Here is a 25,060-nt window from a genome sequence, read left to right as displayed (position 1 = left end):
CGAAATTCGCGGCTTTCTTGCTTTGGCGGTCAGGACTTGATCCAAGCCCAGGCTTTATCAAGTTCGTCGGTGGTAAAGTGCTTTTCACCGATATCGAGCATGGCGGCAAATTTCGCGTCGATCTCGACCAGGTGACCCAAGAACACGCTGTCAGCGACAATCGCCAGCTTACCAAGTTTTTTCATATTCTTGATGATCCATTTCAGATCAGTCATTGCGGCCTCAAATGTGGCAGAGACCCCTTTGTCAACGACCACGAGCACGCTGATCTTGGCGTGATCTTTTAGTATGTCTTCGGCTTTTTCGATCAACTCACGTTCCTGCGTGATGTCGATTTTGCCGGCAATTTCTAGGCCGAGGATATTGCCCTCGCTTTGGTCCAGCACCTTGTACATAACTCTCTCCCGATCTGATGTACGTCTTTGCGACCGTTGATTGGTCGGCTGTGTCCAGTGTTCAGCCATATACCAGAGTTGAGGGTGCAAGGGATCAACCAAAAGCAAAATGGCCCGGCATTGCGCCGAGCCATTTCAAAGGTGTTGTAGGCGGCACTTACCCTTTCGAGAACTCGGGGTAAGCTTCCATACCCAGCTCTGCCATGTCGAGGCCGTTGATCTCGTCCTCTTCGCTGACGCGGATGCCAACGATGGCTTTCAGGATGGTCCACAGGATCAGTGCGCCAACAAAGGTGAACACACCGTAGGCCGCGATACCCAGCAACTGGGTGCCCAGGGACGCCTCGCCGTAGAAGATGACGGCGATGGTGCCCCAGATACCTGCGAACAGGTGAACCGGAATTGCGCCAACAACATCGTCCAGCTTGAATTTGTCCAGCATCGGGACAGTGAAGACCACGATGATACCGCCAACTGCACCGATCCACAGCGCACCGAACAGGGTCGGGGCCAGAGGTTCAGCGGTGATCGAAACCAGACCGGCAAGCGCGCCGTTCAGGACCATGGTCAGGTCAGGCTTTTTGTACAGCAGTTGGGTCAGGATCAGGGCTGTAACAGCACCCGAAGCGGCGGCCATGTTGGTGTTGGCAAAGATGCGCGAAACGTCTGTTACGTCACCCACGGTGCCCATCGCCAGCTGCGAGCCGCCGTTGAAGCCGAACCAACCCAGCCACAGGATGAACGTACCCAAAGTGGCCAGCGCCAGGTTCGAACCGGGCATCGGATGCACTTTGCCGTCCTTGTACTTGCCGATACGCGGGCCCAGAACGATAACGCCTGCCAGGGCTGCCCAGCCACCGACCGAGTGTACGACGGTCGAACCAGCGAAATCCGAGAAGCCAGCTTCAGACAACCAGCCGCCGCCCCACTGCCAGGAGCCCGAGATCGGGTACAGGATACCGGTCAGCACGACTACGAAGATCAGGAAGGGGAACAGCTTGATCCGCTCGGCCACGGCACCCGACACGATGGACGCGGTTGCAGCCACAAAGACCAGCTGGAAGAAGAAGTCCGACCCGATCGAGGCATAGTCCAAAGCAGCCTCGGCAGGGTCAACGCCAACCGGGTCCAGCACGGTTGGGCCGCCAATTGCAAAGAAGCCATTGAAGTCGCCCGGGTACATCGTGTTGAAGCCAACCAGCCAATACATGATCGCGGCGATGGAGAACAGCGCCACGTTCTTGATCATCTGCATGGCCACGTTCTTGGAACGCACCAAACCGCCTTCCAGCATGGCAAAGCCTGCCGCCATGAAGAAGACCAGGAATCCCGCCATCAGGAACAGCAGGGTCGTGAAGATATACTGGGTGTGCAGCGCAGCTTCGCCTTCGGCGGCAGCCTCTTGCGCCAGACCCATCTGCGGCAGCGCGACAATCGCGGCAGCAGGGATGAGAGATTTCATCAGGTTCATAGTCAGTCCTCGAATGATAGTGAGTGTGGGCGCCTTACAGCGCCTCTTCGTTCGTTTCCCCGGTTCGCACGCGCATGGCCTGCTCGACATCGAGGACGAAAATCTTGCCGTCACCGATCTTGCCGGTCTTGGCGGTGTTGGTGATGGTTTCAACGATCTGATCGGCCATCGTTGCAGGTACCACGATCTCAAGCTTGATCTTGGGTACGAAGTTCACGGCGTATTCCGCGCCACGGTAGATTTCAGTGTGACCGGATTGCGAGCCGAAGCCCTTGATTTCGGTCACCATCATGCCGCGTACGCCCGCTTCGGTCAGTGCCTCGCGCACCTCCTCGAGCTTGAACGGCTTGATTGTCGCAATGATCAGTTTCACGTCTGTCCCCTCTACTACTCCGGATCGGGCCGGCTTGTTTGCACGTGCAGAAAAAGAGCGCGTGTCGGGGCGTTAAGGAACGATTCCCCGACGTGAAACCGACTGAAAATGACGCAATATTGCACAATTTTTGCACAAATAGTGCTTGGTGATTAAAAAATAGGCGAAAATGGGAAGGGTAGTTCCGGAAAATCGGACCTCAACATAGGCGGGACGTCAGGGTATGGTGAGGCAAAAGTATAAACGGGCAGAGTTTGAGCATGTCTGAGTCCAAACGCCGCAAACCGACACTGGTCGCGGATAAAAGATACCCTTCGAAGGCGCGCAAACCTTCGACGACCAAGCGGGCTGCCAAGCCTGCGGGCAAGAAGTCGACCGCCCGAAAAACCACGACGCGCAAGACGGCACGGAAGAAAACGCGCAAGCGGCCGGGCGGCAATGGTGGTGGTTTTTTCCGTCGTCTGTTCCGCTGGATCTGGCGTCTGGTCTGGGGCGTGACATGGCGCGTTGGGGCCGTGGTCGCCATGCTGATCGCGCTGGCGGTTGGGGTGGTCTATACCTCGCTGCCCGATGTCGATGCCTTGCTGGATGGTCGCGCGCGCGGGTCGGTAACGATGCTGGACCGCGATGGCAAGGTCTTTGCCTGGCGCGGGGACCAGTTTGGCGGGGTGATCACCGCCGATACCGTTTCACCCCACCTCAAGAACGCCGTCATCGCGACCGAGGATAAACGGTTCTACCGCCATTTCGGCGTCAGCCCGCGCGGTGTGGCCAGCGCTGTTCGCATCAACCTGAGCGAAGGGCGCGGTCCGCTCTCGGGCCATGGCGGCTCGACCATCACGCAGCAGACGGCCAAGCTGCTGTGTCTGGGCGTACCTTACGACCCTGCCGCGTGGGAGTCGGAGGCCGCTTATGAGGCGGATTGCCGTCAGGGCTCGCTCTGGCGCAAGGGCAAAGAGGCGATTTATGCCCTGGCGATGGAGGTGAAATACTCCAAGGACGAAATCCTGACGATCTACCTGAACCGCGCATTCCTGGGGGCTGGCGCACGTGGGTTCGAAGCGGCCAGCCAGCGCTATTTCGGAAAATCTGCGGCCGAGGTCTCTCCGGCAGAAGCCGCGATGCTGGCCGGTCTTCTGGTGGCCCCATCGCGCTATGCGCCGACGAACAACCTGCAACGCTCGCAGGATCGCGCGCGACTTGTAGTCGGGCTGATGGAGGCGCAGGGATACCTGTCCGGCGCACAGGCCAGTGAAGCGCGTGCCCGTCCTGCGCAACTCTCCGAGGCCGCCGCCGCGCGTGCAGGCGGTTATTTCGCCGATTGGGTCATGGCCAGCGGGCCAGAGTTCTTCACCCGCAATACCACCGAGGATGTGGTGATCCGCACGACATTAGATCCGCGCATCCAGACCTCGGCGGAAGAGGCGCTGCAATTCATCTTTCAGGAGAAGGTCCGGGAAGGATCAAAAGCGCAGGCCGCGATTGTCGTGATGTCAGCGGATGGGGCGGTGCGCGCCATGGTCGGCGGCCGCAAAACCCGCGTCTCGGGCGCGTTCAACCGCGCGACACAGGCGCTGCGGCAGACCGGGTCGTCGTTCAAGCCTTTCGTCTATGCCACTGCGTTGGAGCTTGGGTATTCGCCCTATGACACGGTGATGGATGAGCCCTACTGCGTGAACATTCCCGGATCGGGGCAGTGGTGCCCCAAGAACTACACCAACAAATACTACGGGCAGGTCACGCTGGCGGATGCGCTCAAGAACTCACTGAACATTCCGGCGGTGAAAGTGGCCGAGATTTCGGGCTTAGATAATGTGCGTACCGTGGCCACCGGTTTCGGGATCGCCAGCGATCTGGCGCAAGGCCCCGCGCTGGCGCTGGGCGCCTCAGAGAGCACGCTGATCGAGATGACGGGCGCTTATGCGGGTATTCTGAACGGCGGCTCGTCGGTTGAACCCTACGGCCTGACCGAGTTGAAGCTGCTGGGCGATGAAACCCCGGTGATGGTGACGACTACAGGGATTGGTGAGCGGGTGATCAATGACAAAGCCGCCAAGGAACTGATCTGGATGATGGAACGTGTGGTGTCCGAGGGCACAGGTGGGCGCGCCCAACTGCCGGGGTGGCAGGTGGCGGGCAAGACCGGAACGACGCAGGCAGCGCGGGATGCGTGGTTCATCGGGTTCACGGCCGACTACGTGGCGGGTGTCTGGATGGGATACGACGACAACACGCCCCTGTCCGGTGTCACCGGAGGCGGGCTGCCGGCCGAAATCTGGAAAGAGACGATGCTGCGCGTGACCGAAGGGATGATGCCCACGCCTCTGCCGATGATCGCGCCAGAACCGCCTGTGCAGGTCGCGCAACCTCAGCCCCGCCGTAAACAGGGCGGAGGATTCGAGCGCGCCATCAACAACCTGATCCGGGATATCTTCGGCGGGAACTAACGCGCTGCTGTCCATGCACAAAAAAAGGCGGCACCCGATGTGCCGCCTTTTTCAATGTAAACTGAATGTGGATCAGACGCTGGCGTCCAGCGCCGCCAGGATTGCATCGCCCATTTCCGAGGTCGAAACCGGGGTCACGCCTTCGTCGGCCAGCAGGTCTGCGGTGCGAACACCGTCGGCCAGCACTTTCTCGATCGCGGCTTCCAGACGGTCGGCCTCGGCCCCCTGATCAAAGCTGTAGCGCAGCGCCATGGCAAAGCTGAGGATACATGCGATCGGGTTGGCTTTGCCTTCACCCGCGATATCCGGGGCCGAGCCGTGTACCGGCTCATACATCGCCTTGGGACGACCATTCTCCATCGGGGCACCCAAGGACGCCGACGGCAGCATGCCCAGCGAGCCGGTCAGCATTGCGGCGCAGTCCGACAGGATGTCGCCGAACAGATTGTCGGTCACGATCACGTCGAACTGTTTGGGCGCGCGCACCAGCTGCATCGCGCCGTTGTCGGCATACATGTGGGTGACTTCGACCTCAGGGTAATCCTTGGCGACCTCGTTCACCACTTCGCGCCACAGAATGCCCGATTCCATAACATTGGCTTTTTCCATCGAGCACAGCTTCTTGTTCCGGCGCATCGCCAGTTCAAAGGCTGAGCGCGCAGCGCGTTCGATCTCAGATTCGGTATAGCGCTGGGTGTTGACGCCCACACGTTCATTGCCTTCTTCGAAGATGCCTCGCGGCTCGCCGAAATAGATGCCCGAGGTCAGCTCGCGCACGATCATGATATCCAGACCGGCCACAACATCGGTTTTCAGCGACGAGAAATCCGCCAGCGCATCAAAGCACTGGGCCGGACGCAGGTTGGAATAGAGGTCCATTTCCTTGCGCAGGCGCAGCAGCCCGCGTTCGGGCTTCAGGCTGAAGTCCAGATCGTCGTATTTCGGGCCGCCAACAGCGCCCAGCAGAACCGCGTCCACCTCTTGGGCTTTGGCCATGGTCTCATCCGAAAGGGGTTTGCCATGGGCGTCATAGGCCGCACCGCCGACCAGATCCTCGCTCACGTCAAAGTGAAGGCCGCGATTGGTGTCGAACCATGAGATGATTCTGCGCACTTCGGCCATAACTTCCGGGCCAATTCCGTCTCCGGGCAGGATGAGGAGCGAGGGGTTGGACATCGACAGTCTCCTTGCGTTTTGTCGCAAAGGGCCTAGCGTCTGCGCGGCACCGGGTCAATGAGACGATCCGAGTGAATCACGAGGAAAATACATGTTGACACCGGGAAATCCCGTCCCAGGCCTAAAAATTGAAACAGTCGGGCACGGGGTGTTCGATCTTGAGGCCGACAAAGGCGAAAACGGAACGCTGGTGATCCAGTATCGGGGATTGCATTGCCCGATCTGCATCAGGCAGATGACCGAGGTCGAAGCGGCGCTGGATGATTTTGCCACGCTGGGCGTCGAGGTCATCATGATCACCACCGATACCGCCGACCGCGCGGCCGAGGCTGCTGAAAAGGCCGGTGTGTCCCGTCTGCGTGTCGGGCACAGCCTGCCGCTGGCCGCCGCGCGAGAGGATTGGGGTCTGAACATCTCAACCGCACGTGAAGGCAGTGCCGAGCCCGCTTTCTTTGCCGAGCCGGGGCATTTCTATATCGCTACGGACCGGACGCTGTATTACGCGTGGCAGCAGACAACGCCATTTGGACGCCCGGCGATGGCGGATATTGTTGGCGGTCTGAAATTCACCCTCGGCAACAACTATCCTGCGCGTGGTACCCACACAGGCCCGCTCTAGGCCTTATGGCAGCGCGACATCGACCCACACCAGCCGGTGACGGCTGGCGCGCTGGGCGGTCTCGCGCATCGGGTCCCCAGGGTTGGGCCAGAATACGCCTGAATCGATGACCTGTATGTCGGCTGAGGGCAGGACATAGTCCACCCTCAGCTCTCCGACGGCTTTCCAGTTTACAGTTGCGGCGTCGCCCTCTGCGGTCTTGGGCTGGGGGTCTTGAAGGCGTGGGTCAGAGAGAAGCGCGGCGATGGTCTCGGTGCGTCCGTCGCTCTTGCCGGGGTCCAGATTGGCGTCGCCGGCGATGACAAAGGAGCCTTCCGGGGCGGGGCCAAGTTGACCGTCGAGCAGCAGGGACCAGAACCGGATCTCATCGCGATTGCGCAGGCCATTGCGGTCCTCTGGCCCGTCGAAAACTGGAGGGGTGGCGTGGAAGGTCATCAAGTTCAGGCGACCAAAAGGCGTGGTGACGGGAACCACCCAATGCCCGGTGGAGGACAGCCTCTGCACCGCCTGTGCCTGCGCTGACGGGTAGGGCGCGTCGTTCAGAACCGGCAGTTCAGCACCCGGAAGTTCTGACCACAACACGGACGCAAAATCCTTTGCCTCGTCCTGTGCAATCTCATAGCGGGACAGAACGGCCAGCCCGCCATGACCCGTGAACAAGCCCCAGCCCTGTGAGTCGCCCGGTCCTTGGGTGCGCCCGTCTCCGTCCAGATCCAGACCGCTATCTATCCCGGTATTGGGCTGCGCGGCAAAAAGGTGGGGATAGTCCAGATCGGCCGCGCGCAACGCATCCGCCAAAGCGGTCAACGCCCGATCATCCATATCCCAGTCGATCCCCTGCAACGCCAGAATGTCGGGCTGGACCGCTACAAGGACATCTACAACGGCCTGCACCTGCACGTCATCGCGTTGAATATCGCGCAGTAGTAACCCGGGGCCTTTGCGGCTGAGTTCGGTGTTATAGGTGGCAACGCGCAGACTCTCTGCCTGTGCGGCCAGAGGCAGCAACAGCAGGATCAAGGTACGGATCATGCGGTCTGAGTGGACTCGGTCGTGGAATAGGCGCGGCGTTTCTCGACGATCAGCCCGGCAATCCGAAGGGTCGCCATGCCGCGCATGATCATGCTTGCGGGCAGGAACGCCCAAGCGCACATGGTCCAGATCAGGGTCTGAGGGTTGCTCAGCGAGATCGGGAGTAAGACATTTGTCAGCAGCTTCATCACTGCCGGGATCAGGAACGGCAACAGGATGCCGATGCAGATGTTCAGGCGCCCATCGCGCTGCAGGCGTGTTACCACGTCACCGCCCTTGGTTGGGTCGAACAGAGGCAGGTTTGTCCACACATTGAACGCCCCGTTTCCGGTCGGCCAGCCGCGCAGTTTCACTGCATAGGCAAAGCTTGCGATGGTCACCAGCGCAGCCATGTAGGCGATGCTGGCAGCGACGCGCACAAGCTCAACCAGAGGCTGGGCAGCGTCTGCGGGCAGCATCAAAACGATCAGCCGAACCGGTGAATAGGGAAAATCGACTACATTCGCGACGGACAAGCCCATCGCGTAGGAAAAGCGGGTCATTTCAGTCGGCGTATAGGCGTTTTTGCAGATCAGCGTCAGGAACGTGACCATCGACATCAGGCCAACGAAGCGCAAACGGTTCACGGGCGGCGCATCACGGAATTCGATAAAGCTGGGGAAGGCCGAGTTATATTCGGCAAAGGTCAGGATGAACGCGAGGATCGCGAGGAAGACAACGACCTCGGTCCCGTTCGTCGATGAAACTGGCAGGTACAACGCGGGGGTTAACACCATAACGGCGACCAAAATCCCACGTATCGCCGCCCCTGTCGTGCGTGCAATCACTATCCGAACCCTTTTTCAAACCGGAACCAGCCAATTCTACGTCGGCTTCATTCCAACTTGCGCCCGTCGCCTGCGTTTTATGACGGATACCTCTTTCGACCAAACATGGACGATAAGCGGTAATTCGCTCAAGCCAGGGTGCAGATAACACGTGATTTCGGGCAAAATGATGGCGCAACTGGTGCGGGATTGCATCAATTTCGACGCAAATCCGACGTGTATCTCAATTTGAGACCTACATGTTGTGTTTCTCTGATTTTCAACCCCAAGAATGCGAACGGAGCCGCCTTGGCGACTCCGTTAGGTTGAGTATCAACAGATTCGTCCCCAGAATCACACCCAGGGACGGGCCTGACCGGCGTGATCCTCGAACTTGTCGATGTGATGGTCTTTTTCCATCGTCAGGCCGATATCGTCCAGACCGTTCAGCAGGCAGTGCTTGCGGTGCGGGTCGATGTCGAAGGTGATCTCAACACCGTCCGAAGTGGTAATCTTCTGATCTTCCAGATGCACGGTCATGCGGGCGTTTTCACCCTTATGCGCGTCATCCATCAGAACCGCGTGGTGCTCTTCTTCAACTACGATGGGCAGGATGCCGTTCTTGAAGCAGTTGTTGAAGAAGATGTCGGCGAAGCTGGTTGAGATCACGACTTTGATGCCGAAATCCTTGATCGCCCAAGGTGCGTGTTCGCGCGAGGATCCGCAGCCGAAATTGTCGCCGGCCACCAGAATCTCAGTCTGACGATAGGCGGGTTTGTTCAACACGAACTCTTCGTTTTCCTGCCCGTCCTCGTGATAGCGCATCTCGTCAAACAAAACGACGCCGAGGCCGGACCGTTTGATGGTCTTCAGGTGAACTTTGGGGATGATCATATCGGTGTCGATATTGATCAGTGGCATTGGGGCGGCCACCCCGTGGACTTTGTCAAACTTTTCCATGTCTACACTCCTGCGGGGTAGGGCCGCGCCCGTGCCTCGCGTTTAAGCTTCTTTCGCTTCAGTTGTTTCGTCTTTGGGTGCGTTCTTGACGAAGAACGCCATGAAGACCAATCCGAACCCGTTAAACAGCATCTCGATGCCCAGGAAGATCCCCAGAATGCTCAGAAGGGCCTGCGGTTGCTGCCCGACATAGCTCCAGATGATGCCCGCGAGGACGATCGACAAGATGCCCGAGATCATCGTGGGCCAGAAAAACTGCGTTCCCTTCATCTGGAACGACAGAATGATCCGCGCGATGCCGCCTGCCATGAACAGGATCAGCATCACAGTCGCCAGCGTCAGCGTGCCCTGCAACGGGTGATCCAGAAAGGACCAGCCCAGAAACAGCATGACCGCACCCATGATGAGTGACAGGATTTTGTTGCCAACGCCTTCAACCGTGAAGCCGCCAACAACCTGCAGCACGCCCGAGATCAGCAGCAACACGCCGGTTACCACCGTCACGGCGACAGATGCCACGACAGGTGCGCCCAGCACAAAGATACCGAACGCTATGGATAGGAGCCCCAGCAGGAGCCATTTGATCCAGTCACTCATTTGTTCAATCCCTCAAATATCTAGATATGAGGGGACCTTACATCAATTCACGGACGTCTGTCAGCCGTCCTGTGATTGCCGCAGCGGCAGCCATTGCCGGGCTCAGCAGGTGAGTCCGCCCACCACGCCCCTGACGACCTTCGAAATTGCGGTTCGAGGTTGCGGCACAGCGCTCGCCCGGTTGCAGCTGGTCGGGGTTCATCGCCAGACACATCGAGCATCCCGCCAGACGCCATTCGAAACCGGCCTCTTTGAAAATCTCGGCAAGGCCTTCTTCTTCGGCCTGAGCGCGGACAAGGCCCGAACCCGGCACGACCATGGCGCGCATGCCGTCCTTGATCTTCTTGCCCTTCAGAATTTCCGCGGCGGCGCGCAGATCTTCGATGCGGCCGTTGGTGCAGGATCCGATAAAGACGGTGTCGACCTCGACATCGCTCAGCTTCTGACCGGCTTCCAGACCCATATATTCGATCGAACGGCGGGCTGCATCGACCTTACCGCCCTCGAAGTCCTCAGGGTGCGGGACGGTCGCGGTGATCGGCAGCACGTCCTCTGGGCTGGTGCCCCAAGTAACGACCGGCGCGATATCTTCGCCGCGCAGGGTGATGACCTTGTCAAAATGCGCGCCTTCGTCGGTGTAGAGCGTTTTCCACCAATCCAGCGCAGCTTCCCACTGAACGCCTTTCGGAGCATGCGGGCGGCCTTTGACATATTCAAACGTGGTTTCGTCCGGCGCGATCAGGCCGGCGCGCGCGCCGCCTTCGATCGCCATGTTGCAGACGGTCATACGGCCTTCCATCGAAAGATCACGGATCGCTTCGCCGCAATATTCGATGACATAGCCGGTGCCGCCAGCGGTGCCGGTCTCACCAATTACGGCCAGAGTGATATCCTTCGCGGTCACGCCCGGCTGCAATTTGCCGGTGATCTCGACCTTCATGTTCTTGGACTTCTTCTGGATCAGGGTCTGGGTGGCCAGAACGTGCTCAACCTCGGACGTACCAATGCCGTGAGCCAGAGCACCAAACGCGCCGTGGGTGGCGGTATGGCTGTCGCCGCAAACAACGGTCATGCCGGGCAGGGTCCAGCCTTGCTCAGGGCCGACAATGTGGACGATGCCCTGACGCACGTCATGCACCGGGTAGTAGTGAATGCCAAAATCCTTGGCGTTCTTGTCCAGCGCTTCGACTTGAATGCGCGATTCGGGGTTTTCGATCCCGTTCACGCGGTCTGGTGTGGTCGGAACGTTGTGGTCCGGCACGGCAATCGTTTTTTCCGGCGCGCGCACCTTGCGGCCCGCCATGCGCAGGCCTTCGAACGCCTGCGGGCTGGTTACTTCGTGAACCAGGTGGCGGTCGATATAAAGCAGGCAGGTGCCATCATCGGCTTCATGCGCGACATGGGCATCCCAGATCTTGTCATAGAGTGTTTTGGGGGACATCGGTCCTCTCCCGTATGTAATGAGAAATAGCTGGCGAGGTGGCTTAGGCCGCCGATAGGCGGGCCAGAACCGTGCGGGCAGCCCCATAGAACCGTTCGCGCAACCGCGCGCGGTCTTCCAGATTCTGAAGTTGGGCTACATTGAGTCTCATATTCCGGTCAGATATAGACACTGGCCGAGTCTATCAAGGTCTTGTAAGGCCCCCAGATGCCATCAGGGCACATTCATGCGAGGCATCAGGCGTGCTTCATTGAAATGTCATGGGTCGCTTGCTACCTTGAATTTACCCTGCGCCGGGTTTTACGGCGCGCAGCAAAGGAGGACTATGTCCTGTCTCTACATACCCAGGCGGGTTTGCCCGCCGATGACGGGGCCAGTGTAATGGCCCACTCTCAGTCAATCAGCGACAAGCTGCTTGAGCGTATCCTTTCCTCACTTTCCGACGACAAGGCCGAAGACGTCGTGCAGATCAACCTGCAAGGTAAGTCTTCTGTTGCGGATCACATGGTGATTGCCTCGGGTCGGTCGACTCGTCAGGTGGCAGCCATGGCGGAAAAGCTGACGGATCGCATCAAGCAGGAATTCGGTTTTACCTCGAAGGTCGAAGGCAAGGATGCCGGCGACTGGGTGTTGATCGATACGGGCGACGTAATTGTCCATATCTTCCGCCCCGAAGTACGTGAATTCTACCAGCTGGAAAAGATGTGGCAGCCTGCGGGCGGCAGCGCCTCAGCCAACTGAGGCGCCATCCCGGCCTTTATTGAAGGGCCGGAGGCGAGAGAGATATGCGTATCAGCATAGTTGCGGTCGGGCGATTGCGCGCCGGACCCGAGAAAACCCTGCTTGACGATTACCTGACCCGTTTTGACCGCACCGGCCGTGGCTTGGGCCTTGGTCCTGCGCGGGTGATCGAGGTTGAAGACAAGAAAAACGCAGGGATGGGCGCCGAGGCCGGGTTGCTGCGCAAGGCGCTGCCCAAAGGAGCGGTGATCTGTACGCTGGATGAGCGTGGACGGCTTATGTCCTCACCCGATTTTGCCCAAAAGCTGGGGAACTGGCGCGACGCCGGGCGGCAGGATCTGGCACTGATCATCGGCGGAGCAGACGGAATTGACCCCTCATTGCGCGCCGAGGCAGATTTTTCCATCTCATTCGGGTCCATGGTCTGGCCCCATATGCTGGTCCGTGTGATGTTGGCCGAGCAACTCTACCGGGCCGCAACCATCTTGTCGGGCGGCCCCTATCACCGGGTCTGAAACGGGTCTGACATGGCGCAGCTTCTGATTGTCTATCATTCGCGCACCGGCGGTGCTCGGCAAATGGCCGAAGCAGCGGCCGAGGCGGGCAGGGATGAGGCAGATATCGTCCTGAAAACCGCAGATCAGGCCGGGCCCGACGATCTGCTGGCCGCCGACGGCTACATTTTCTGCGCCCCCGAAAACCTCGCCGCGATTTCTGGCCTGATGAAAGAGTTCTTCGATCGCAGCTATTATCCCGTTCTGGGCTGGATCGAAGGCCGCCCCTACGCCCAGATGATCTGTGCCGGATCAGATGGAGAGAACGCGGCCCGCCAAACCGCCCGCATTGCCACCGGCTGGCGGTTGAAAGAAGTGCAGCCGCCTTTGATCATTTGCACTCATGCTCAGTCGCCTGAGGCGATACTGGCCGAGAAGATGATTCCCGAAGACAAGCTGGATCAGTGCCGCGAAATCGGCGCTGCTATGGCGGCTGGGCTGAGCCTCGGGGTGTTCTGATCCTTAGTTCAGGTCGATGATCGTGGTGTCTTCGCTCCAACCACCGACATTGTCGCGGGCTTGAATCTGCACCTGCGTGATACCTTCGGGAATCGAGACGCCGCTTAGCGAGCGGGTGAAGGGCTGTTCGTCCACATGCGGGTGATGCAATACGCGCATGCCAAGCTCGGCCCCGTCCATGTCCAGAACACGCCAACCATCGGCGTAGTCATCCCATCCGGTATCCGGATGCCGGATCGTGACATCAAAACGCCACGCATCCCCGCTGCGGCTGGCCGAGACGCTCTCGATGGTCGGCGGATCGGCAAGAACGGGTGTGGCAAGGAAAGCGGTCAGAATCAGATAGCGCATGGGCAGATCCTAAGGAATTGGTTGCGAAATAGAGATCACGTCTTGGTGTCAGGGGGCAAGGTCAGAAGCACCGTTCGCGAATGTGAGGCGAACTCGCGCCGGTAAAGGACGCCAAAGGTGATCACGGTGCCTATGATCAGCGCGATGGGGCCTAAGAACCACGCGAGCGAGGCAAGCGCGAAATAGGTGGCCCTGAGCGCGCGGTTGAAGCTGCGGGCGGCGGTCACACAAATCTCGGCGGCTTGCGCGGCACGCGGGTAGGCTTCCGGGTCATCGGGATCATTCGGCACGGCGGCCATCAGGACGGCGCAGTAGCCGAACAAGCGGTGCGCCCAGACGTATTTCAGAAACGCGTTTGCCAGAAACAGGATCACAACGAGGATCTTGATCTCCCACACCAATGCAGGGGCGCTGCCGATGGCCAGATCGCTGGCGACGCCTGCCAGTTGCTCGGTATTGCCCAACAACGCAAGCCCGCCGCCAATGGCGATCATCGTGGTTGAGGCGAAGAAGGTGCTGCCCTGCCGCATGGCTGCAACGACCTGTGCGTCAAACATGCGGGGCTGGCGGGTGACCATCTCGTGCATCCAACCGCGGCGGAAATCATCCATCATCATCGCAACAGACAGTTTGCCCGGCGATGGGTGTTCTATCTTCCAGCCGATCCCTTGCCAGGCCGCCAGCAAAAGCAGGACGGCCGCATAGTCCAGCGTCGAAAACATAAGCGCGCGATCAATCCAGGTCATGGCGCGACAGTAGGGTCAGATCATAAAACTTGCCAGACGGAGAAATTGGTAATATTATTTTACCAAATTGGAGGATCAGCCATGGAAATGCCCCAGCCAAATCCTGATGTGTTTGCGCGAAAGCAGGCCGTTCTGGCGCGATTGCTGCAGGTTTTGCCTGAGGATGCGGTGATTCACGACCCGTCGGAAACGCGGGCCTATGAGTGTGACGCGCTGACCGCGTATCGTTGCCCGCCCATGCTGGCGGTGCTGCCTTCGACCACGCAGGAGGTCTCGGACGTGCTGCGTATTTGCCATGACGAGGGCGTGCCGGTGGTCCCGCGCGGTTCGGGGACTTCGTTGGCCGGCGGGGCGCTGCCGACGGCGGATTGTGTGATCCTTGGCGTGGCACGCATGAACGACGTGTTGGAGACCGACTATGACAACCGCTTCATTCGCGTTCAGACCGGCCGCACCAATCTCAGCGTGACCGGCGCAGTAGAAGAGGAGGATTTCTTCTACGCGCCCGATCCATCCTCCCAGCTGGCCTGTGCGATTGCGGGGAACATCGCGATGAACTCGGGCGGGGCGCACTGCCTGAAATACGGCGTGACCACCAACAACCTGTTGGGTGTGACCATGGTGATGATGGATGGCAGAGTGGTCGAGATCGGCGGCGCACATCTTGATTCCGGCGGGCTGGACCTTTTGGGGGTTATCTGCGGCTCAGAAGGGCAGCTTGGCGTCGTGACCGAGGCGACGCTGCGCATCCTGCGCAAACCCGAAGGCGCGCGGCCTGTTTTGATGGGGTTCGATGACAATGAGGTCGCCGGTCAGTGCGTATCGGACATCATCAAGTCGGGTATCTTGCCAGTTGCGATCGAGTTCATGGATACGCTCTGCATCAAGGCGTGCGAGAACTTCGCCCATGCTGGGTACCCAGATTGCCACGCGCTGCTGATTGTCGAGGTCGAAGGCTCGGATGCCGAGATCGACTATCAGCTGTCGAAAATCATTGAGATCGCGAAACGCCACAACCCGGTGGAACTGCGCGAAAGCCAGTCGGCGGAAGAAAGCGCTAAGATTTGGCTGGGTCGGAAATCGGCCTTTGGCGCGATGGGGCAGATGAACGATTACATGTGCTTGGACGGCACGATCCCGGTCTCGGCGCTGCCACAGGTTCTGCGCCGCATCGGTGAGTTGAGCGAGGACTACGGCCTGCCCGTCGGCAATGTTTTCCACGCAGGCGACGGCAATATGCACCCGCTGATCCTGTTCGATGCCAACAAGCCCGGTGATCTGGAGAAATGCGAGGCGTTTGGTGCCGATATCCTGAAGCTTTGCGTAGATGTGGGCGGCTGCCTGACCGGGGAGCACGGGGTGGGCATCGAGAAACGGGATCTGATGTCGCATCAATATAGCGCGGCCGATCTTGAGGCACAGATGGCGGTGAAGGATGTGTTCGACCCGCAGTGGTTGCTGAACCCAGCCAAGGTGTTTCCGTTGGACGTGTCACAGGCGCGCCGGATGGCTGCGGAATAGGGGGCTCTGCCCCCATCCCCCCGAGGTATTTTAGAACAGAAGAAGTGTCATGAGACCAGAGACAGAAACGGAACTGGCCGAGATCGTGGCCGGGTTGCAGGGGCCGGTGCGTATTGCAGGCGGCGGGACGCGCGGGGTGGATGGCCCGGGGGCGGTTTTGAATGTGGATGGGTTGCGTGGGATATCGCTCTATGAACCCGGCGCGCTGACTTTGGTTGCGCAGGCGGGAACCCCGGTGGCTGAGATTGACGCCGCGCTGGAGGCCGAAGGTCAGCAACTGGCGTTCGAGCCTGCGGATTACCGTGCGCTGTTGGGCACCTCGGGTGAGCCGACGATTGGCGGGGTTGTTGCCGCCAATATCTCGGGGCCACGGCGGGTGCAGGCCGGTGCGTGTCGGGATTTTCTGCTGGGCGTGCGCTATGTCGACGGGCAAGGGCAGGTCGTCAAGAATGGCGGGCGGGTGATGAAGAATGTCACCGGCTATGATCTGGTCAAGCTGATGGCAGGCTCCTGGGGGACGCTTGGGGTGCTGACCGAAGTGTCGTTGAAAGTGTTGCCGAAACCCGAAGCGGTCGTGACCCTGGGGGTGCCGGTTACCCATGCCACGGGCGCGGTTGAGGTTCTGTCTGCCGCGTTGAGGTCGCCTTATGAGGTGAGCGGGGCTGCCTTTGCCCCCGAAACAGGTCAGGCATTGCTGCGGATTGAGGGATTTGCGGACTCAGTTTCGTATCGTGTCGGACGATTGCAGGAAGTGCTGTCCGGGTTCGGCGAGGTCGCCGTTGTTGAGGATTCAGGTGCCACATGGCGTGCGATCCGGGACGTGACCCCATTCGCGGTGAAAGAGGGCGATGTCTGGCGTATCTCAGTCAAGCCCAGCGATGCGCCGGAAATCACTGCGCGGCTTGAGGCGAATAAACTCCTGCTCGATTGGGGCGGCGGTTTGATCTGGGCGTTGGTGGATGAGGGCACCGACGTCCGCGCGCGTCTTGGCGGTTTTCAGGGTCATGCCTCTATTGTGCGGGCGAAACCCGAGACCGTTCAGGCGCTGGGCCGGTTTCAACCGGAACCCGCACCGGTTGCAGCCTTGAGCCAAGGTTTGCGGCAGCGGTTCGATCCGCGGGCCCTGTTTAATCCGGGATTGATGGGGTAGGCCGATGCAGACGACTTTCACCGAAGAACAGCTGCAGGACCCTGCGATCCAACGCTCGAACGAGATCTTGCGCAGCTGTGTTCATTGTGGGTTTTGCACCGCCACATGCCCCACTTATCAGGTGCTGGGCGATGAGTTGGACAGCCCGCGCGGCCGTATCTACCTGATCAAGGATATGCTTGAGAATGAGCGTGTACCGGACGAGAAGACGGTCAAACATATCGACCGGTGCCTGTCTTGTCTGGCCTGCATGACGACTTGCCCGTCGGGAGTGCACTACATGCATCTGGTCGATCACGCGCGCGAGTATATTGAAAACAACTACAAGCGCCCATTGTCCGATCGTGTGCTGCGCTGGGTTCTGGCGCAGATCCTGCCTTATCCGATGCGATTTCGTTGGGCCTTGATCGGGGCCAAGCTGGGGCGCCCGTTCCGATTTCTGATGCCGGATGCTCGGCTGCGGGCGATGCTGGACATGGCGCCGAAACATATCCCTCCGGTCAGTCGCAATGACGACCCGCAGAGCTTTGCGCCCAAAACGCCGCGCAAAAAGCGTGTGGCCTTGATGACGGGCTGTGCGCAAAAGGCTTTGAACACCGATATCAACGACGCCACGATCCGTCTTCTGACCAGGTTGGGATGCGAGGTGGTGGTCGCCGAAGGGGCCGGATGTTGTGGCGCGCTAACCCACCACATGGGCAAAAGCAAGCAGAGCCACGCGGCGGCCGCGGCCAATATTCGTGCTTGGGTGCGGGAGATGGATGGGGACGGGCTGGACGCCATCGTCATCAACACCTCGGGCTGTGGGACGACGGTTAAGGACTACGGGCACATGTTCCGAAATGACCCTCTGGCGCAGGACGCGGCACGGGTGTCGGCCCTTGCCATGGATATCAGCGAGGTGCTGATGCAGTTGGACCTGCCCGAGCAATCAGAAAAGGGGTTGACCGTGGCCTATCACGCGGCCTGTTCCCTGCAGCATGGGCAGCAGATCAAGACCTACCCTAAAGACCTGCTGAAACGCGCTGGCTTCAAGGTTGTTGAACCCGCTGACAGCCATCTGTGTTGTGGCAGTGCAGGAACTTATAACCTGATGCAGCCCGAAATCTCGGGCCAGCTGAAGCAGCGCAAGGCGCAAACGATAGAGGCGAAAAAGCCCGACCTGATCGCTACCGGAAATATCGGCTGCATGATGCAGATCGGATCGGGAACCGAGCTGCCGATCGTCCATACGGTCGAGCTTCTGGATTGGGCCACCGGAGGTCCCGAGCCGCGTGGTTTGCAGGCGGGTGGGGCGACCTCCGAGGTGCCTACTCTGCGCTAGGCAGCGATGATGCGCCTTGGCATCAGTTGAACAGGAAATTTCCGCCAAGCCGACGTGCCCTATTTTCGCCCCACGCGACCCGTAGAACAGTTGATCGGAACGGATAGCCGGAGAACCGCGTGCGCAACTGGATCAAGGCCATCGTGCTGAGTGTGCTGCCAATGGCTGCCTCGGCGCAGGATACCGGGCTGAAAAGCCTTGAGACGTCGGATTCCGGGCGGCAATGGATGGCCGTGGGGCGGCTGGATATTGATGGCACCGGATTTTGTACCGGCGCGCTGATCTCGCCCACGCTGGTACTGACAGCCGCGCATTGCCTGTTCGAAAAACATACCAAGAAGCGAATCGACCCGTCGCGGATCGAGTTTCTGGCGGGTTGGCGACGTGGGAGCGCTTCGGCTTATCGTCCTGCGCGGCAGGCCGTGATTCATCCGAAATATGTATACAATGGCAGGGCCACCAGCGACCGTGTCCGCTATGATCTGGCGTTGATTGAGCTCTGGCAGCCGGTTCGAAACACCACCGTTATTCCTTTTGAGACCGGCGCGCGCCCCGACCAAGGCGAGCAGGTGGGTGTGGTGTCTTACGCGCATGACCGGGCCGAGGCCCCGTCGCTGCAGCAGGTTTGCTCGGTCATGGCCGGGCATCGGGGCGTTTTGGTAATGTCCTGCGATGTCGATTTCGGGGCCTCTGGCGCGCCGATTTTCTCGCTGAGCGGTGAGCGTCCGCGTATCGTATCTGTGGTGTCGGCCAAAGCCGAGCTTAACGGGGAAAACGTATCGCTGGGCACCGCGCTGGATGGATCGCTACAACTGCTGCAGGCGGAGCTGTCCAATGGAAATGGGTTTGGCCTGTCTTCGGGCAGCACCGGGTCTGGCAAGAATGTCGGGGCAAGGTTTATCCGGCCATGAGGAATGCCTTTGCCCTTTTCGTCCTGTGCGCCTCTTTGGTGGCCACGGCGGCGCAGGCCCAAAGCAACAAACGCACACTGACGGATCGCGATGACCTCTACGGGTGGGAGGCGATCGGCCGGCTTGATGTCGGCACGCGGTCTTTCTGTACGGGAACGCTGATTGCGCAGGATATGGTGCTGACAGCCGCCCATTGTGCCTTGGACAAACGCACCGGACAGGCCTATGAGCCGGGCGAGGTGACGTTCCGCGCTGGGCTGAGCAATGGCGTCGCTCTGGCCGAGCGCAAGGTAGTTCAGATTGCCACGCTTCCAAGCTATGGGACCAATGACCCTCTTTCGTCTCAAGGTGTGCGCGAAGACGTGGCGCTGATGCGGCTGGATGAGCCGATCCCCTATTCGATTGCCGATCCGTTTGTCTTGTATCAGGGGCCCGTCATCGGCTCGGAGCTCAGTGTCGCCTCGTACGGGCGAGGCCGGTCCGAGGCCATAACGCGCGAAAAATCCTGTCGAATCCTGGATCGGCGAGACGGGCTGATCACCTTTGATTGCGACGTCACCTTTGGCTCATCAGGGTCGGCCGTTCTGACCAAAAACGGGTCGCGCTGGCAGATTCTTTCGGTTGTCTCCGCCATTGGCGAGAGTGGGGGACGCAAGATCGGCTTCGGGATGGAACTGTCTCCGGTCGTCTCCGAACTCAAGGCGATCATGCGGCGGGATGCGCCCCAACCCAAAGCCACGATCCGCAGATTGCAGGTGGGTTCGGGCAAGTCCGGTTCAGGAGCGAAATTCATCAGCTCGGGCGGGGGTTGAACTTACGTAAATCGTTACCCATTTGATTTGTATCGGATCGCCACAACGGGGTCCGGTATCACCCGAGGCCCGTCCAGATTGGAGGGCTGAACATCGTAAATCGCTCTAGGATGAGGATAACGACACATGCGTAGTTTTGATTTTGCACCGCTGCACCGCGCCACCATTGGTTTCGACCAGATCGCCGACATGATGGACCGCGTTCTGACCAACGACGTGGCACAGCCCAGCTATCCCCCATATAACATCGAAAAAACCGACGCCGACACTTATCGGATTTCCGTCGCTGTCGCCGGTTTTTCCGAAGAAGACCTGTCCGTCGAAGTGAAAGAAAACGCACTTATCGTGGCTGGCAAGAAAGCCGCCGACGACAAAGACCGCAGCTATCTGCACCGCGGTATCGCCACCCGTGCGTTTGAGCGTCGCTTTGCCCTGGCCGACCATGTTCGCGTGACAGGTGCCAGCCATGAGAACGGCATGCTGAACATCGACCTCAAGCGCGAAGTGCCCGAAGCGCTGAAACCGCGCCGGATTCAGATTTCCTCGGGCAAGGCCATCGAAAAAGATGTGGTTGATGCCAAGGCCGTGAACTAACGCGCCTTAAGCTCCTGCGGCGGTCTCCTCCTCCCTGACTGCCGCAACACCCGCCCCGCGTTCCTCCAGACGCGGGGCGTTGTTTTTTTGGCGCTACCCAAGGGCTCCCTTCCCTGATCAACCGCGTGGCTTTCTTGTTCTGATCCGCCTATAAGTGGATGAAAAGACCAAGAGCAGTCAGAGGTCATGCATGACCCTATTGGGCATCACATGTCAGAAGGATGACGGGCCGTTTCTGGTGGAATGGCTGGCCCATCACCTTGCGGCGGGCGTCGACCAGTTTCTGGTCCTAAGCCATGATTGCTCGGATGGGTCCGACGCGTTGCTGAATGCGCTGGCCCAGGACGCGCGGATTGAGCATCTTCCCTTCACCCCTAAGGGCAACAAGGCCGTGCAATGGCAGGCGTTGAAATACGCCTCGGATCACCCGGCTTACGCTTCGGTCGACTGGGCGCTGTTTTTCGACTGTGATGAGTTTCTTTGTCTGCGGGAGGCTTCGCTGCTCGATCTACTGACCCGGTTCGAGGCAGCATCAGGGTCCTTTGACGCTCTTGCCCTGCCATGGCGGTTCTTTGGCGCAGGTGGTCAGTTGAAGCGTGAAAGCGGGTTAACGCCCGAGAGGTTCATGCAAGCCGCGCCCGAGGACCTGCATTTTCCGCTCGGCCACCTGTTCAAATCGCTCCACCGTCCAGCTGCGTTTCAGAAGCTGGGGGTGCATCGGCCCCGCAGTAAACCGTCAAAACCCGCGCGCTGGATCGGCCCGGATGGGGTGGACCTGCCTGCGGGCTTCGCGGGGAATGATGGCGCGATTTCGCTCTATGGTCTGCCAATGGGCGCGCGTCAGGTCTGGCTGAACCACTATGCCCTGCGCTCGCGCGAAGAGTTCATGGTCAAACGCACGCGCGGTTTGCCGAACCACATGGACCGCGAGATCGGGACGACCTATTGGGCCGAGCGCAATTGGAACACGGTCGAAGAGACAAGCATTTCCACAATGATGAATGCGACCCGGGCTGTTTATGCCGACCTGATGGACCTGCCCGGCGTAGCCGCCGCGCATGAGGCCTGCCTGAACTGGCACCGTGCCAGCTATGCGGCCCTGCAGCAAGACATCGAGGCCGTGCGGCTGGAGTTCCGCCTAGGGCTGGTCAACAGCATCCCGCCCTCCGCTCAAGAGGGGGCTGCGTTTGTTGCCCGACAGGTCTCGCTTTTGTCAAAGGCGGCCGAGTGATGGGGCTGATCGAACGGCAGCTTGCAGGTCAGGATTTGGGTGTCGCGATCCTGCTCGATGCGGTCGTGCATCAGGACGATGGCGCGCAGGCAGTCACGTTGTTCTTTGATCGTTTGATTGCGGCTGAGGAAGTCATCCCCCCTGAGGGCAGCGTAGCTGAGGAGGCAGGCGCCGTGGGCGACGCGCGCATTCTGCGATATCGCTTGCCGCAGGACGCCCACCCTCGATTTACGATCTGCGGGGAGGCCTTTGATCTGAACTGTGCGCCCTCGGAATGCGCGCTGTTTGAGGGGCAGAATGCGTTCATCGCTCAACGCAACGGCGAAAGCGCTGGGATCGTGTTGGAGTGGTTGGCCTACCACATTGAAACACAGGGGCTTGAGGCTGCCGTGATCCTCGACCGTGCCCCTCCCGGTGCCGAGGATGGGTTTGCCGCCGCGCTTCGCGAGGGTCTGGAAAGCCATGCCTTGCCCTGTCAGGTGGTTCTGGTCCAAAGCCCGGTGCCGCTGGGCAAACCCGACCTGCCACCCGAGGCGCACCCGTTTTGCGTTAGCGAGTCTCCGGGCAAGGACCGGATGGAGGTCCCGCCCCCTAGCCCATGGGACAGCCCGCTTGGCGTGTTTTCGGTCTATGAGATCTTGCGCACACGGTTTCTGGCGCAGGCGCGCGCCGTGGCAAATATCGACGTGCATGATCTGATGGTCGAAACAGATACATTCGTCTTCGACGCAGCCGTTGCATCCGAGGGTGGACTGATCGCGTTGTTCGGACGGCATTGCTATCCGTGGCGCGTGCGTGCGGGACAAAAGGCGCATTTCGGTGATCATATCTGTGTGCAGTTCGATGCCACGGGCGGTCGGCAGCGCTGGTGCATCGCGCCGGCCAAGTCTGCCCCTGATGCGGTCTGGCGGTTGGTCCGGGTCGGAAATGCGCGCCCGGATTCGACCCTAACTATGGGGTTTTACCGCCATATGCTGTTGCGACACCCGACACGCTCGATCTCTAAAATCGTGCCCAAGACCTCTCTGATCGAGCATGAGCCGCTGTTGCACCAATCCGTCACGACCTGGGGGTACAAGCCAGTGCGGATGCCGGAGCTGAAGGTCAATTCAAAGGAAACAGGGCGCGGGCGATGTGCCATCGTGACCACGATGAAGAACGAAGGCCCATTCATTCTGGAATGGCTCGCCTATCACCGTGCCATAGGGTTCGATGATTTCCTGATCTACACCAATGACTGCACAGACGGCACCGATACGATGCTGGAGATGCTGCAAAGCAAAGGCCTGGTTCAGCACCGAGACAACCCGTTTCGTCAGATGGACATGCGCCCGCAGCACGCGGCCCTGCATTCCGCCGATGATGAGCAGATCGTCAGGGATGCCACGTGGGTCGCCTGCATTGATGTAGATGAATACGTGAACATCAAATGTGGTGACGGGACTCTGGACGCGCTGTTTGCCGCTGTGCCTGACGCCAACATGATCGCGATGACCTGGCGGCTGTTCGGAAATGGCGATCTGCACGGGTTCGAAGACAGGCCCATTATCGAACAGTTCCAGCGCTGCGCCCCGGAATACGCCCGCAAACCGCATCAGGCCTGGGGGTTCAAGACGCTGTTCCGCAATATCGGGCTGTTCAGAAAGCTGGGTGTACATCGCCCCAAGGGCCTCAATCCGCAATTGTGGGAGGAGATCAACTGGGTCAACGGGTCCGGCGCGCCGATGCCGCGTTCGATGTTTCGCAATGGCTGGCGCTCCACGATCAACACCTATGGCTATGATCTTGTGCAGCTGAACCACTATGCCGTCCGCTCGGCCGAGAGTTTTCTGGTCAAGCGCGACAGGGGCCGGGTGAACCATGTTGAGCGGGATCAGGGCCTCGCCTACTGGTTCCGTATGAACAACAACTACGCCGAGGATCACTCTATCGCGCGCATGGTGCCAGCGATGCAAGCCGAACTGGATCGGCTGCTCAGCGATCCCGACATCGCCTCCGCGCATGCCCATTCGGTAGATTGCCACCGTGCCAAGATCGCGGAACTGAAGGCCACACCGAACTACGCCGCTTTCTACGCCGAACTGACAGGCGCGCGTCTGGAAAAGCTTGCGCGCCTGCACCGGCATTTCGGGGCGAACGTGTTCCTCAAAGGCCCCTCATCCATTCCGGATGACGTGCTGGAGCGTGACCCCGACAAGGATTGGTTCTTTACCGTCGATCATGACGGGGAAACCCAACATTAGAGCCTAAAGCGCGGCTTTCAGCCCCTTGACCAGCTCATCCATTTCCGGATCCAGCTTCATTGAGGCTGCCTTGCGCCGGTGCCATTCCACCGCCCGTGCATGCAGATCGCCCAGCACGGGGTCGGATTTGAGTTCCTCCGCCAGCTTGTTGCTTTGGGGTGCATAGCGCTCGATCGAGGTGTCTTTCTCGTCGTTGAGGTTGAACCTGTCCCAGTATTCCATACCTAGCACATGGTGGCTGTGGTTCGCCCGCCCGCGCGCGCGTTTGATCAGAAAACTCTCCATCGAGCGCAGCGCGTAGTGGTTTACTTGTGCGTGGGTAAACAGAGGCGGGTTCTCGGTGCGGGCGCCATCTACGACGTAATCCGCGCCGCCGGGCAAAACACGTTTGGTGTCCGAGACATGCTCATCCAGCGATACCGGTGCATGAAGGCCCATCCGCTTGAATTTATGCTGGTTGGAATAGAGGGATTTGACGAACTTACCGGTGTTGGGCCGCTCCTCCGCGTTCCATTCAAACTCACCCATGGTGAATTGCTGGGTGACGGGCGCGTCATCAAACCGTTCGATATGGTCCGGGCCGAAGACCCGCCAAGGGACCGAAATTACATCCGCATCCGCACCAGACCCTTCGACCAGCGCGCGGGCCGAGCCATCGCCCATATGGATATTCAGGTACTCATCCACATCGCAGACAAAGACCCATTTGGCCTCCATCACGATGTCGTAGCGACGCGAGGCCTGCCGCAGGGCCGAACGGTGAATGCCGCCGCTGCGAATGATCGTGTTGTGCTGGGTGACCAGCCCCATCTCTTGCAGGCGCAGAAGGATTTCGACGGTGGGGTCGGTGCAGTCATTCGTGCAGACCAGAATGTGGTCAAAGCCCAGCGTTTTGTAATGCGCCACCCAATCAATGATGTAGGGGCCTTCGTTTTTCATCGTGGAGACGACTGTATAAGTCTCATTGCTCATGACTGTCTGCTCGCTTGCCTGTTTTGGCGCTTGGGTCTTGTCTATGCGGCGCAAAACGGGATGCACCAAGGTCACGCCCGGCCAACTATTCGCGCCTGCTGCGTAATCTGGCGGTACCCAAGCGCGGCGCAAGA

At 59.7% G+C, this 25,060-nt stretch carries 26 protein-coding genes; 13 read left to right on the top strand and 13 right to left on the bottom strand.

Features of this window, described 5'->3' with window-relative positions; genetic code table 11:
* Positions 1-29: 29 nt before the first annotated feature.
* The 3 genes from ACR0JF_RS18270 to ACR0JF_RS18260 form a co-directional block, all read right to left on the bottom strand.
* Positions 30-395: a SpoIIAA family protein gene (locus ACR0JF_RS18270; protein WP_170662008.1), complete on the bottom strand. Its 366-nt coding sequence runs from the start codon at positions 393-395 to the stop codon at positions 30-32.
* A 157-nt stretch (positions 396-552) separates the two neighbouring features.
* Positions 553-1,866: an ammonium transporter gene (locus tag ACR0JF_RS18265; protein WP_170555187.1), complete on the bottom strand. Its 1,314-nt coding sequence runs from the start codon at positions 1,864-1,866 to the stop codon at positions 553-555.
* A 34-nt stretch (positions 1,867-1,900) separates the two neighbouring features.
* Positions 1,901-2,239 carry a P-II family nitrogen regulator gene (locus ACR0JF_RS18260; protein ID WP_170379789.1) on the bottom strand — a complete coding sequence of 113 codons (339 nt, stop codon included), beginning with the start codon at positions 2,237-2,239 and terminating at the stop codon, positions 1,901-1,903.
* Positions 2,240-2,499: 260 nt separating this feature from the next.
* On the opposite strand from ACR0JF_RS18260, the gene ACR0JF_RS18255 reads away from it, so the two are divergent.
* The gene (locus tag ACR0JF_RS18255; protein ID WP_170661723.1) at positions 2,500-4,686 is read left to right on the top strand and encodes a PBP1A family penicillin-binding protein; all 2,187 of its coding nucleotides are present in this window, start codon (positions 2,500-2,502) and stop codon (positions 4,684-4,686) included.
* 72 nt (positions 4,687-4,758) lie between these two features.
* Here the strand turns inward: ACR0JF_RS18255 and leuB are convergent, their stop codons facing one another.
* Positions 4,759-5,862 (bottom strand): 3-isopropylmalate dehydrogenase, encoded by a 1,104-nt coding sequence (gene leuB / locus ACR0JF_RS18250; protein WP_170379785.1) that lies wholly within the window; start codon positions 5,860-5,862, stop codon positions 4,759-4,761.
* Between the two features lie 91 nt (positions 5,863-5,953).
* Between leuB and ACR0JF_RS18245 the strand changes: the two genes are divergently transcribed.
* Positions 5,954-6,481, top strand: coding sequence for a redoxin domain-containing protein (locus ACR0JF_RS18245; RefSeq protein WP_480669600.1), 528 nt, complete (start codon positions 5,954-5,956; stop codon positions 6,479-6,481).
* Between the two features lie 3 nt (positions 6,482-6,484).
* On the opposite strand, the gene ACR0JF_RS18240 is transcribed toward ACR0JF_RS18245, so the two are convergent.
* The 6 genes from ACR0JF_RS18240 to ACR0JF_RS18215 all read right to left on the bottom strand — a co-directional run bounded on the left by ACR0JF_RS18240 (position 6,485) and on the right by ACR0JF_RS18215 (position 11,468).
* Entirely contained in the window at positions 6,485-7,513 is a 1,029-nt protein-coding gene (locus tag ACR0JF_RS18240) for an endonuclease/exonuclease/phosphatase family protein (protein ID WP_170661727.1), read from the bottom strand.
* On the bottom strand, positions 7,510-8,340 hold the full coding sequence (locus ACR0JF_RS18235; RefSeq protein ID WP_170661729.1) for a hypothetical protein: 831 nt from the start codon (positions 8,338-8,340) through the stop codon (positions 7,510-7,512). The genes ACR0JF_RS18240 and ACR0JF_RS18235 overlap by 4 nt, the downstream gene beginning before the upstream one ends.
* A 333-nt stretch (positions 8,341-8,673) precedes the next feature.
* Complete coding sequence (leuD, locus tag ACR0JF_RS18230) at positions 8,674-9,279, bottom strand: 3-isopropylmalate dehydratase small subunit (protein WP_170661731.1); 606 nt, start codon at positions 9,277-9,279, stop codon at positions 8,674-8,676.
* A 42-nt stretch (positions 9,280-9,321) separates the two neighbouring features.
* Entirely contained in the window at positions 9,322-9,876 is a 555-nt protein-coding gene (locus ACR0JF_RS18225; RefSeq protein WP_170379776.1) for an HdeD family acid-resistance protein, read from the bottom strand.
* Between the two features lie 37 nt (positions 9,877-9,913).
* Entirely contained in the window at positions 9,914-11,317 is a 1,404-nt protein-coding gene (leuC, locus tag ACR0JF_RS18220) for a 3-isopropylmalate dehydratase large subunit (protein ID WP_170661733.1), read from the bottom strand.
* 43 nt (positions 11,318-11,360) lie between these two features.
* Positions 11,361-11,468, bottom strand: coding sequence for an isopropylmalate isomerase (locus ACR0JF_RS18215; protein ID WP_152611973.1), 108 nt, complete (start codon positions 11,466-11,468; stop codon positions 11,361-11,363).
* 230 nt (positions 11,469-11,698) lie between these two features.
* Here ACR0JF_RS18215 and rsfS point away from each other — a divergent pair, with 230 nt between their 5' ends.
* The 3 genes from rsfS to ACR0JF_RS18200 are packed head-to-tail and all read left to right on the top strand — an operon-like array spanning position 11,699 to position 13,071.
* The gene (gene rsfS, locus ACR0JF_RS18210; RefSeq protein WP_170379770.1) at positions 11,699-12,058 is read left to right on the top strand and encodes a ribosome silencing factor; all 360 of its coding nucleotides are present in this window, start codon (positions 11,699-11,701) and stop codon (positions 12,056-12,058) included.
* 44 nt (positions 12,059-12,102) lie between these two features.
* Positions 12,103-12,573 (top strand): 23S rRNA (pseudouridine(1915)-N(3))-methyltransferase RlmH, encoded by a 471-nt coding sequence (rlmH, locus tag ACR0JF_RS18205; RefSeq protein ID WP_170379769.1) that lies wholly within the window; start codon positions 12,103-12,105, stop codon positions 12,571-12,573.
* 12 nt (positions 12,574-12,585) lie between these two features.
* Positions 12,586-13,071 (top strand): NAD(P)H-dependent oxidoreductase, encoded by a 486-nt coding sequence (locus ACR0JF_RS18200; protein ID WP_170379766.1) that lies wholly within the window; start codon positions 12,586-12,588, stop codon positions 13,069-13,071.
* A 3-nt stretch (positions 13,072-13,074) separates the two neighbouring features.
* On the opposite strand, the gene ACR0JF_RS18195 is transcribed toward ACR0JF_RS18200, so the two are convergent.
* Positions 13,075-13,422: a hypothetical protein gene (locus tag ACR0JF_RS18195; RefSeq protein WP_170379764.1), complete on the bottom strand. Its 348-nt coding sequence runs from the start codon at positions 13,420-13,422 to the stop codon at positions 13,075-13,077.
* A 35-nt stretch (positions 13,423-13,457) separates the two neighbouring features.
* Positions 13,458-14,168 (bottom strand): DUF599 domain-containing protein, encoded by a 711-nt coding sequence (locus ACR0JF_RS18190; RefSeq protein ID WP_170484917.1) that lies wholly within the window; start codon positions 14,166-14,168, stop codon positions 13,458-13,460.
* A gap of 81 nt (positions 14,169-14,249) precedes the next feature.
* Between ACR0JF_RS18190 and ACR0JF_RS18185 the strand changes: the two genes are divergently transcribed.
* The 8 genes from ACR0JF_RS18185 (at position 14,250) to ACR0JF_RS18150 (ending at position 23,954) form a co-directional block, all read left to right on the top strand.
* The gene (locus tag ACR0JF_RS18185) at positions 14,250-15,689 is read left to right on the top strand and encodes an FAD-linked oxidase C-terminal domain-containing protein (protein ID WP_480669599.1); all 1,440 of its coding nucleotides are present in this window, start codon (positions 14,250-14,252) and stop codon (positions 15,687-15,689) included.
* A gap of 49 nt (positions 15,690-15,738) precedes the next feature.
* Positions 15,739-16,839 (top strand): FAD-binding protein, encoded by a 1,101-nt coding sequence (locus ACR0JF_RS18180; RefSeq protein WP_170661737.1) that lies wholly within the window; start codon positions 15,739-15,741, stop codon positions 16,837-16,839.
* Positions 16,840-16,843: 4 nt separating this feature from the next.
* Positions 16,844-18,163 (top strand): glycolate oxidase subunit GlcF, encoded by a 1,320-nt coding sequence (gene glcF / locus ACR0JF_RS18175; RefSeq protein ID WP_170661739.1) that lies wholly within the window; start codon positions 16,844-16,846, stop codon positions 18,161-18,163.
* A gap of 119 nt (positions 18,164-18,282) precedes the next feature.
* Positions 18,283-19,074, top strand: coding sequence for a trypsin-like serine peptidase (locus ACR0JF_RS18170; protein ID WP_480526893.1), 792 nt, complete (start codon positions 18,283-18,285; stop codon positions 19,072-19,074).
* Complete coding sequence (locus ACR0JF_RS18165; protein ID WP_170661741.1) at positions 19,071-19,886, top strand: trypsin-like serine protease; 816 nt, start codon at positions 19,071-19,073, stop codon at positions 19,884-19,886. The genes ACR0JF_RS18170 and ACR0JF_RS18165 overlap by 4 nt, the downstream gene beginning before the upstream one ends.
* 126 nt (positions 19,887-20,012) lie before the next feature.
* Positions 20,013-20,480 (top strand): Hsp20 family protein, encoded by a 468-nt coding sequence (locus tag ACR0JF_RS18160; RefSeq protein ID WP_170472764.1) that lies wholly within the window; start codon positions 20,013-20,015, stop codon positions 20,478-20,480.
* Between the two features lie 190 nt (positions 20,481-20,670).
* On the top strand, positions 20,671-21,711 hold the full coding sequence (locus ACR0JF_RS18155; RefSeq protein WP_170661743.1) for a glycosyltransferase family 2 protein: 1,041 nt from the start codon (positions 20,671-20,673) through the stop codon (positions 21,709-21,711).
* Positions 21,711-23,954 (top strand): glycosyltransferase family 2 protein, encoded by a 2,244-nt coding sequence (locus ACR0JF_RS18150; RefSeq protein WP_170661745.1) that lies wholly within the window; start codon positions 21,711-21,713, stop codon positions 23,952-23,954. The genes ACR0JF_RS18155 and ACR0JF_RS18150 overlap by 1 nt, the downstream gene beginning before the upstream one ends.
* A 3-nt stretch (positions 23,955-23,957) precedes the next feature.
* Here ACR0JF_RS18150 and ACR0JF_RS18145 read toward each other — a convergent pair whose 3' ends face one another.
* A complete protein-coding gene (locus ACR0JF_RS18145; protein WP_170661747.1) occupies positions 23,958-24,926 on the bottom strand; it encodes a glycosyltransferase family 2 protein in 969 nt (322 codons plus the stop codon).
* Positions 24,927-25,060: the final 134 nt, after the last annotated feature.

This window comes from Ruegeria sp. BG11 (assembly GCF_056538565.1).
Note: the sequence above shows the minus strand (reverse complement) of the source record. Positions and strands in the feature narration are given on the sequence as shown.

Excerpts from the sequence above, each read along its gene's own strand:
- ACR0JF_RS18270 (WP_170662008.1), bottom strand. The coding sequence starts at position 395 with ATGTACAAGGTGCTGGACCAAAGCGAGGGCAATATCCTCGGCCTAGAA.
- ACR0JF_RS18265 (WP_170555187.1), bottom strand. The coding sequence starts at position 1,866 with ATGAACCTGATGAAATCTCTCATCCCTGCTGCCGCGATTGTCGCGCTG.
- ACR0JF_RS18255 (WP_170661723.1), top strand. The coding sequence starts at position 2,500 with ATGTCTGAGTCCAAACGCCGCAAACCGACACTGGTCGCGGATAAAAGA.
- leuB (WP_170379785.1), bottom strand. The coding sequence starts at position 5,862 with ATGTCCAACCCCTCGCTCCTCATCCTGCCCGGAGACGGAATTGGCCCG.
- ACR0JF_RS18245 (WP_480669600.1), top strand. The coding sequence starts at position 5,954 with ATGTTGACACCGGGAAATCCCGTCCCAGGCCTAAAAATTGAAACAGTC.
- ACR0JF_RS18240 (WP_170661727.1), bottom strand. The coding sequence starts at position 7,513 with ATGATCCGTACCTTGATCCTGCTGTTGCTGCCTCTGGCCGCACAGGCA.
- leuD (WP_170661731.1), bottom strand. The coding sequence starts at position 9,279 with ATGGAAAAGTTTGACAAAGTCCACGGGGTGGCCGCCCCAATGCCACTG.
- ACR0JF_RS18225 (WP_170379776.1), bottom strand. The coding sequence starts at position 9,876 with ATGAGTGACTGGATCAAATGGCTCCTGCTGGGGCTCCTATCCATAGCG.
- leuC (WP_170661733.1), bottom strand. The coding sequence starts at position 11,317 with ATGTCCCCCAAAACACTCTATGACAAGATCTGGGATGCCCATGTCGCG.
- ACR0JF_RS18215 (WP_152611973.1), bottom strand. The coding sequence starts at position 11,468 with ATGAGACTCAATGTAGCCCAACTTCAGAATCTGGAAGACCGCGCGCGG.
- rsfS (WP_170379770.1), top strand. The coding sequence starts at position 11,699 with ATGGCCCACTCTCAGTCAATCAGCGACAAGCTGCTTGAGCGTATCCTT.
- rlmH (WP_170379769.1), top strand. The coding sequence starts at position 12,103 with ATGCGTATCAGCATAGTTGCGGTCGGGCGATTGCGCGCCGGACCCGAG.
- ACR0JF_RS18200 (WP_170379766.1), top strand. The coding sequence starts at position 12,586 with ATGGCGCAGCTTCTGATTGTCTATCATTCGCGCACCGGCGGTGCTCGG.
- ACR0JF_RS18195 (WP_170379764.1), bottom strand. The coding sequence starts at position 13,422 with ATGCGCTATCTGATTCTGACCGCTTTCCTTGCCACACCCGTTCTTGCC.
- ACR0JF_RS18190 (WP_170484917.1), bottom strand. The coding sequence starts at position 14,168 with ATGACCTGGATTGATCGCGCGCTTATGTTTTCGACGCTGGACTATGCG.
- ACR0JF_RS18185 (WP_480669599.1), top strand. The coding sequence starts at position 14,250 with ATGGAAATGCCCCAGCCAAATCCTGATGTGTTTGCGCGAAAGCAGGCC.
- ACR0JF_RS18180 (WP_170661737.1), top strand. The coding sequence starts at position 15,739 with ATGAGACCAGAGACAGAAACGGAACTGGCCGAGATCGTGGCCGGGTTG.
- glcF (WP_170661739.1), top strand. The coding sequence starts at position 16,844 with ATGCAGACGACTTTCACCGAAGAACAGCTGCAGGACCCTGCGATCCAA.
- ACR0JF_RS18165 (WP_170661741.1), top strand. The coding sequence starts at position 19,071 with ATGAGGAATGCCTTTGCCCTTTTCGTCCTGTGCGCCTCTTTGGTGGCC.
- ACR0JF_RS18160 (WP_170472764.1), top strand. The coding sequence starts at position 20,013 with ATGCGTAGTTTTGATTTTGCACCGCTGCACCGCGCCACCATTGGTTTC.
- ACR0JF_RS18155 (WP_170661743.1), top strand. The coding sequence starts at position 20,671 with ATGACCCTATTGGGCATCACATGTCAGAAGGATGACGGGCCGTTTCTG.
- ACR0JF_RS18150 (WP_170661745.1), top strand. The coding sequence starts at position 21,711 with ATGGGGCTGATCGAACGGCAGCTTGCAGGTCAGGATTTGGGTGTCGCG.
- ACR0JF_RS18145 (WP_170661747.1), bottom strand. The coding sequence starts at position 24,926 with ATGAGCAATGAGACTTATACAGTCGTCTCCACGATGAAAAACGAAGGC.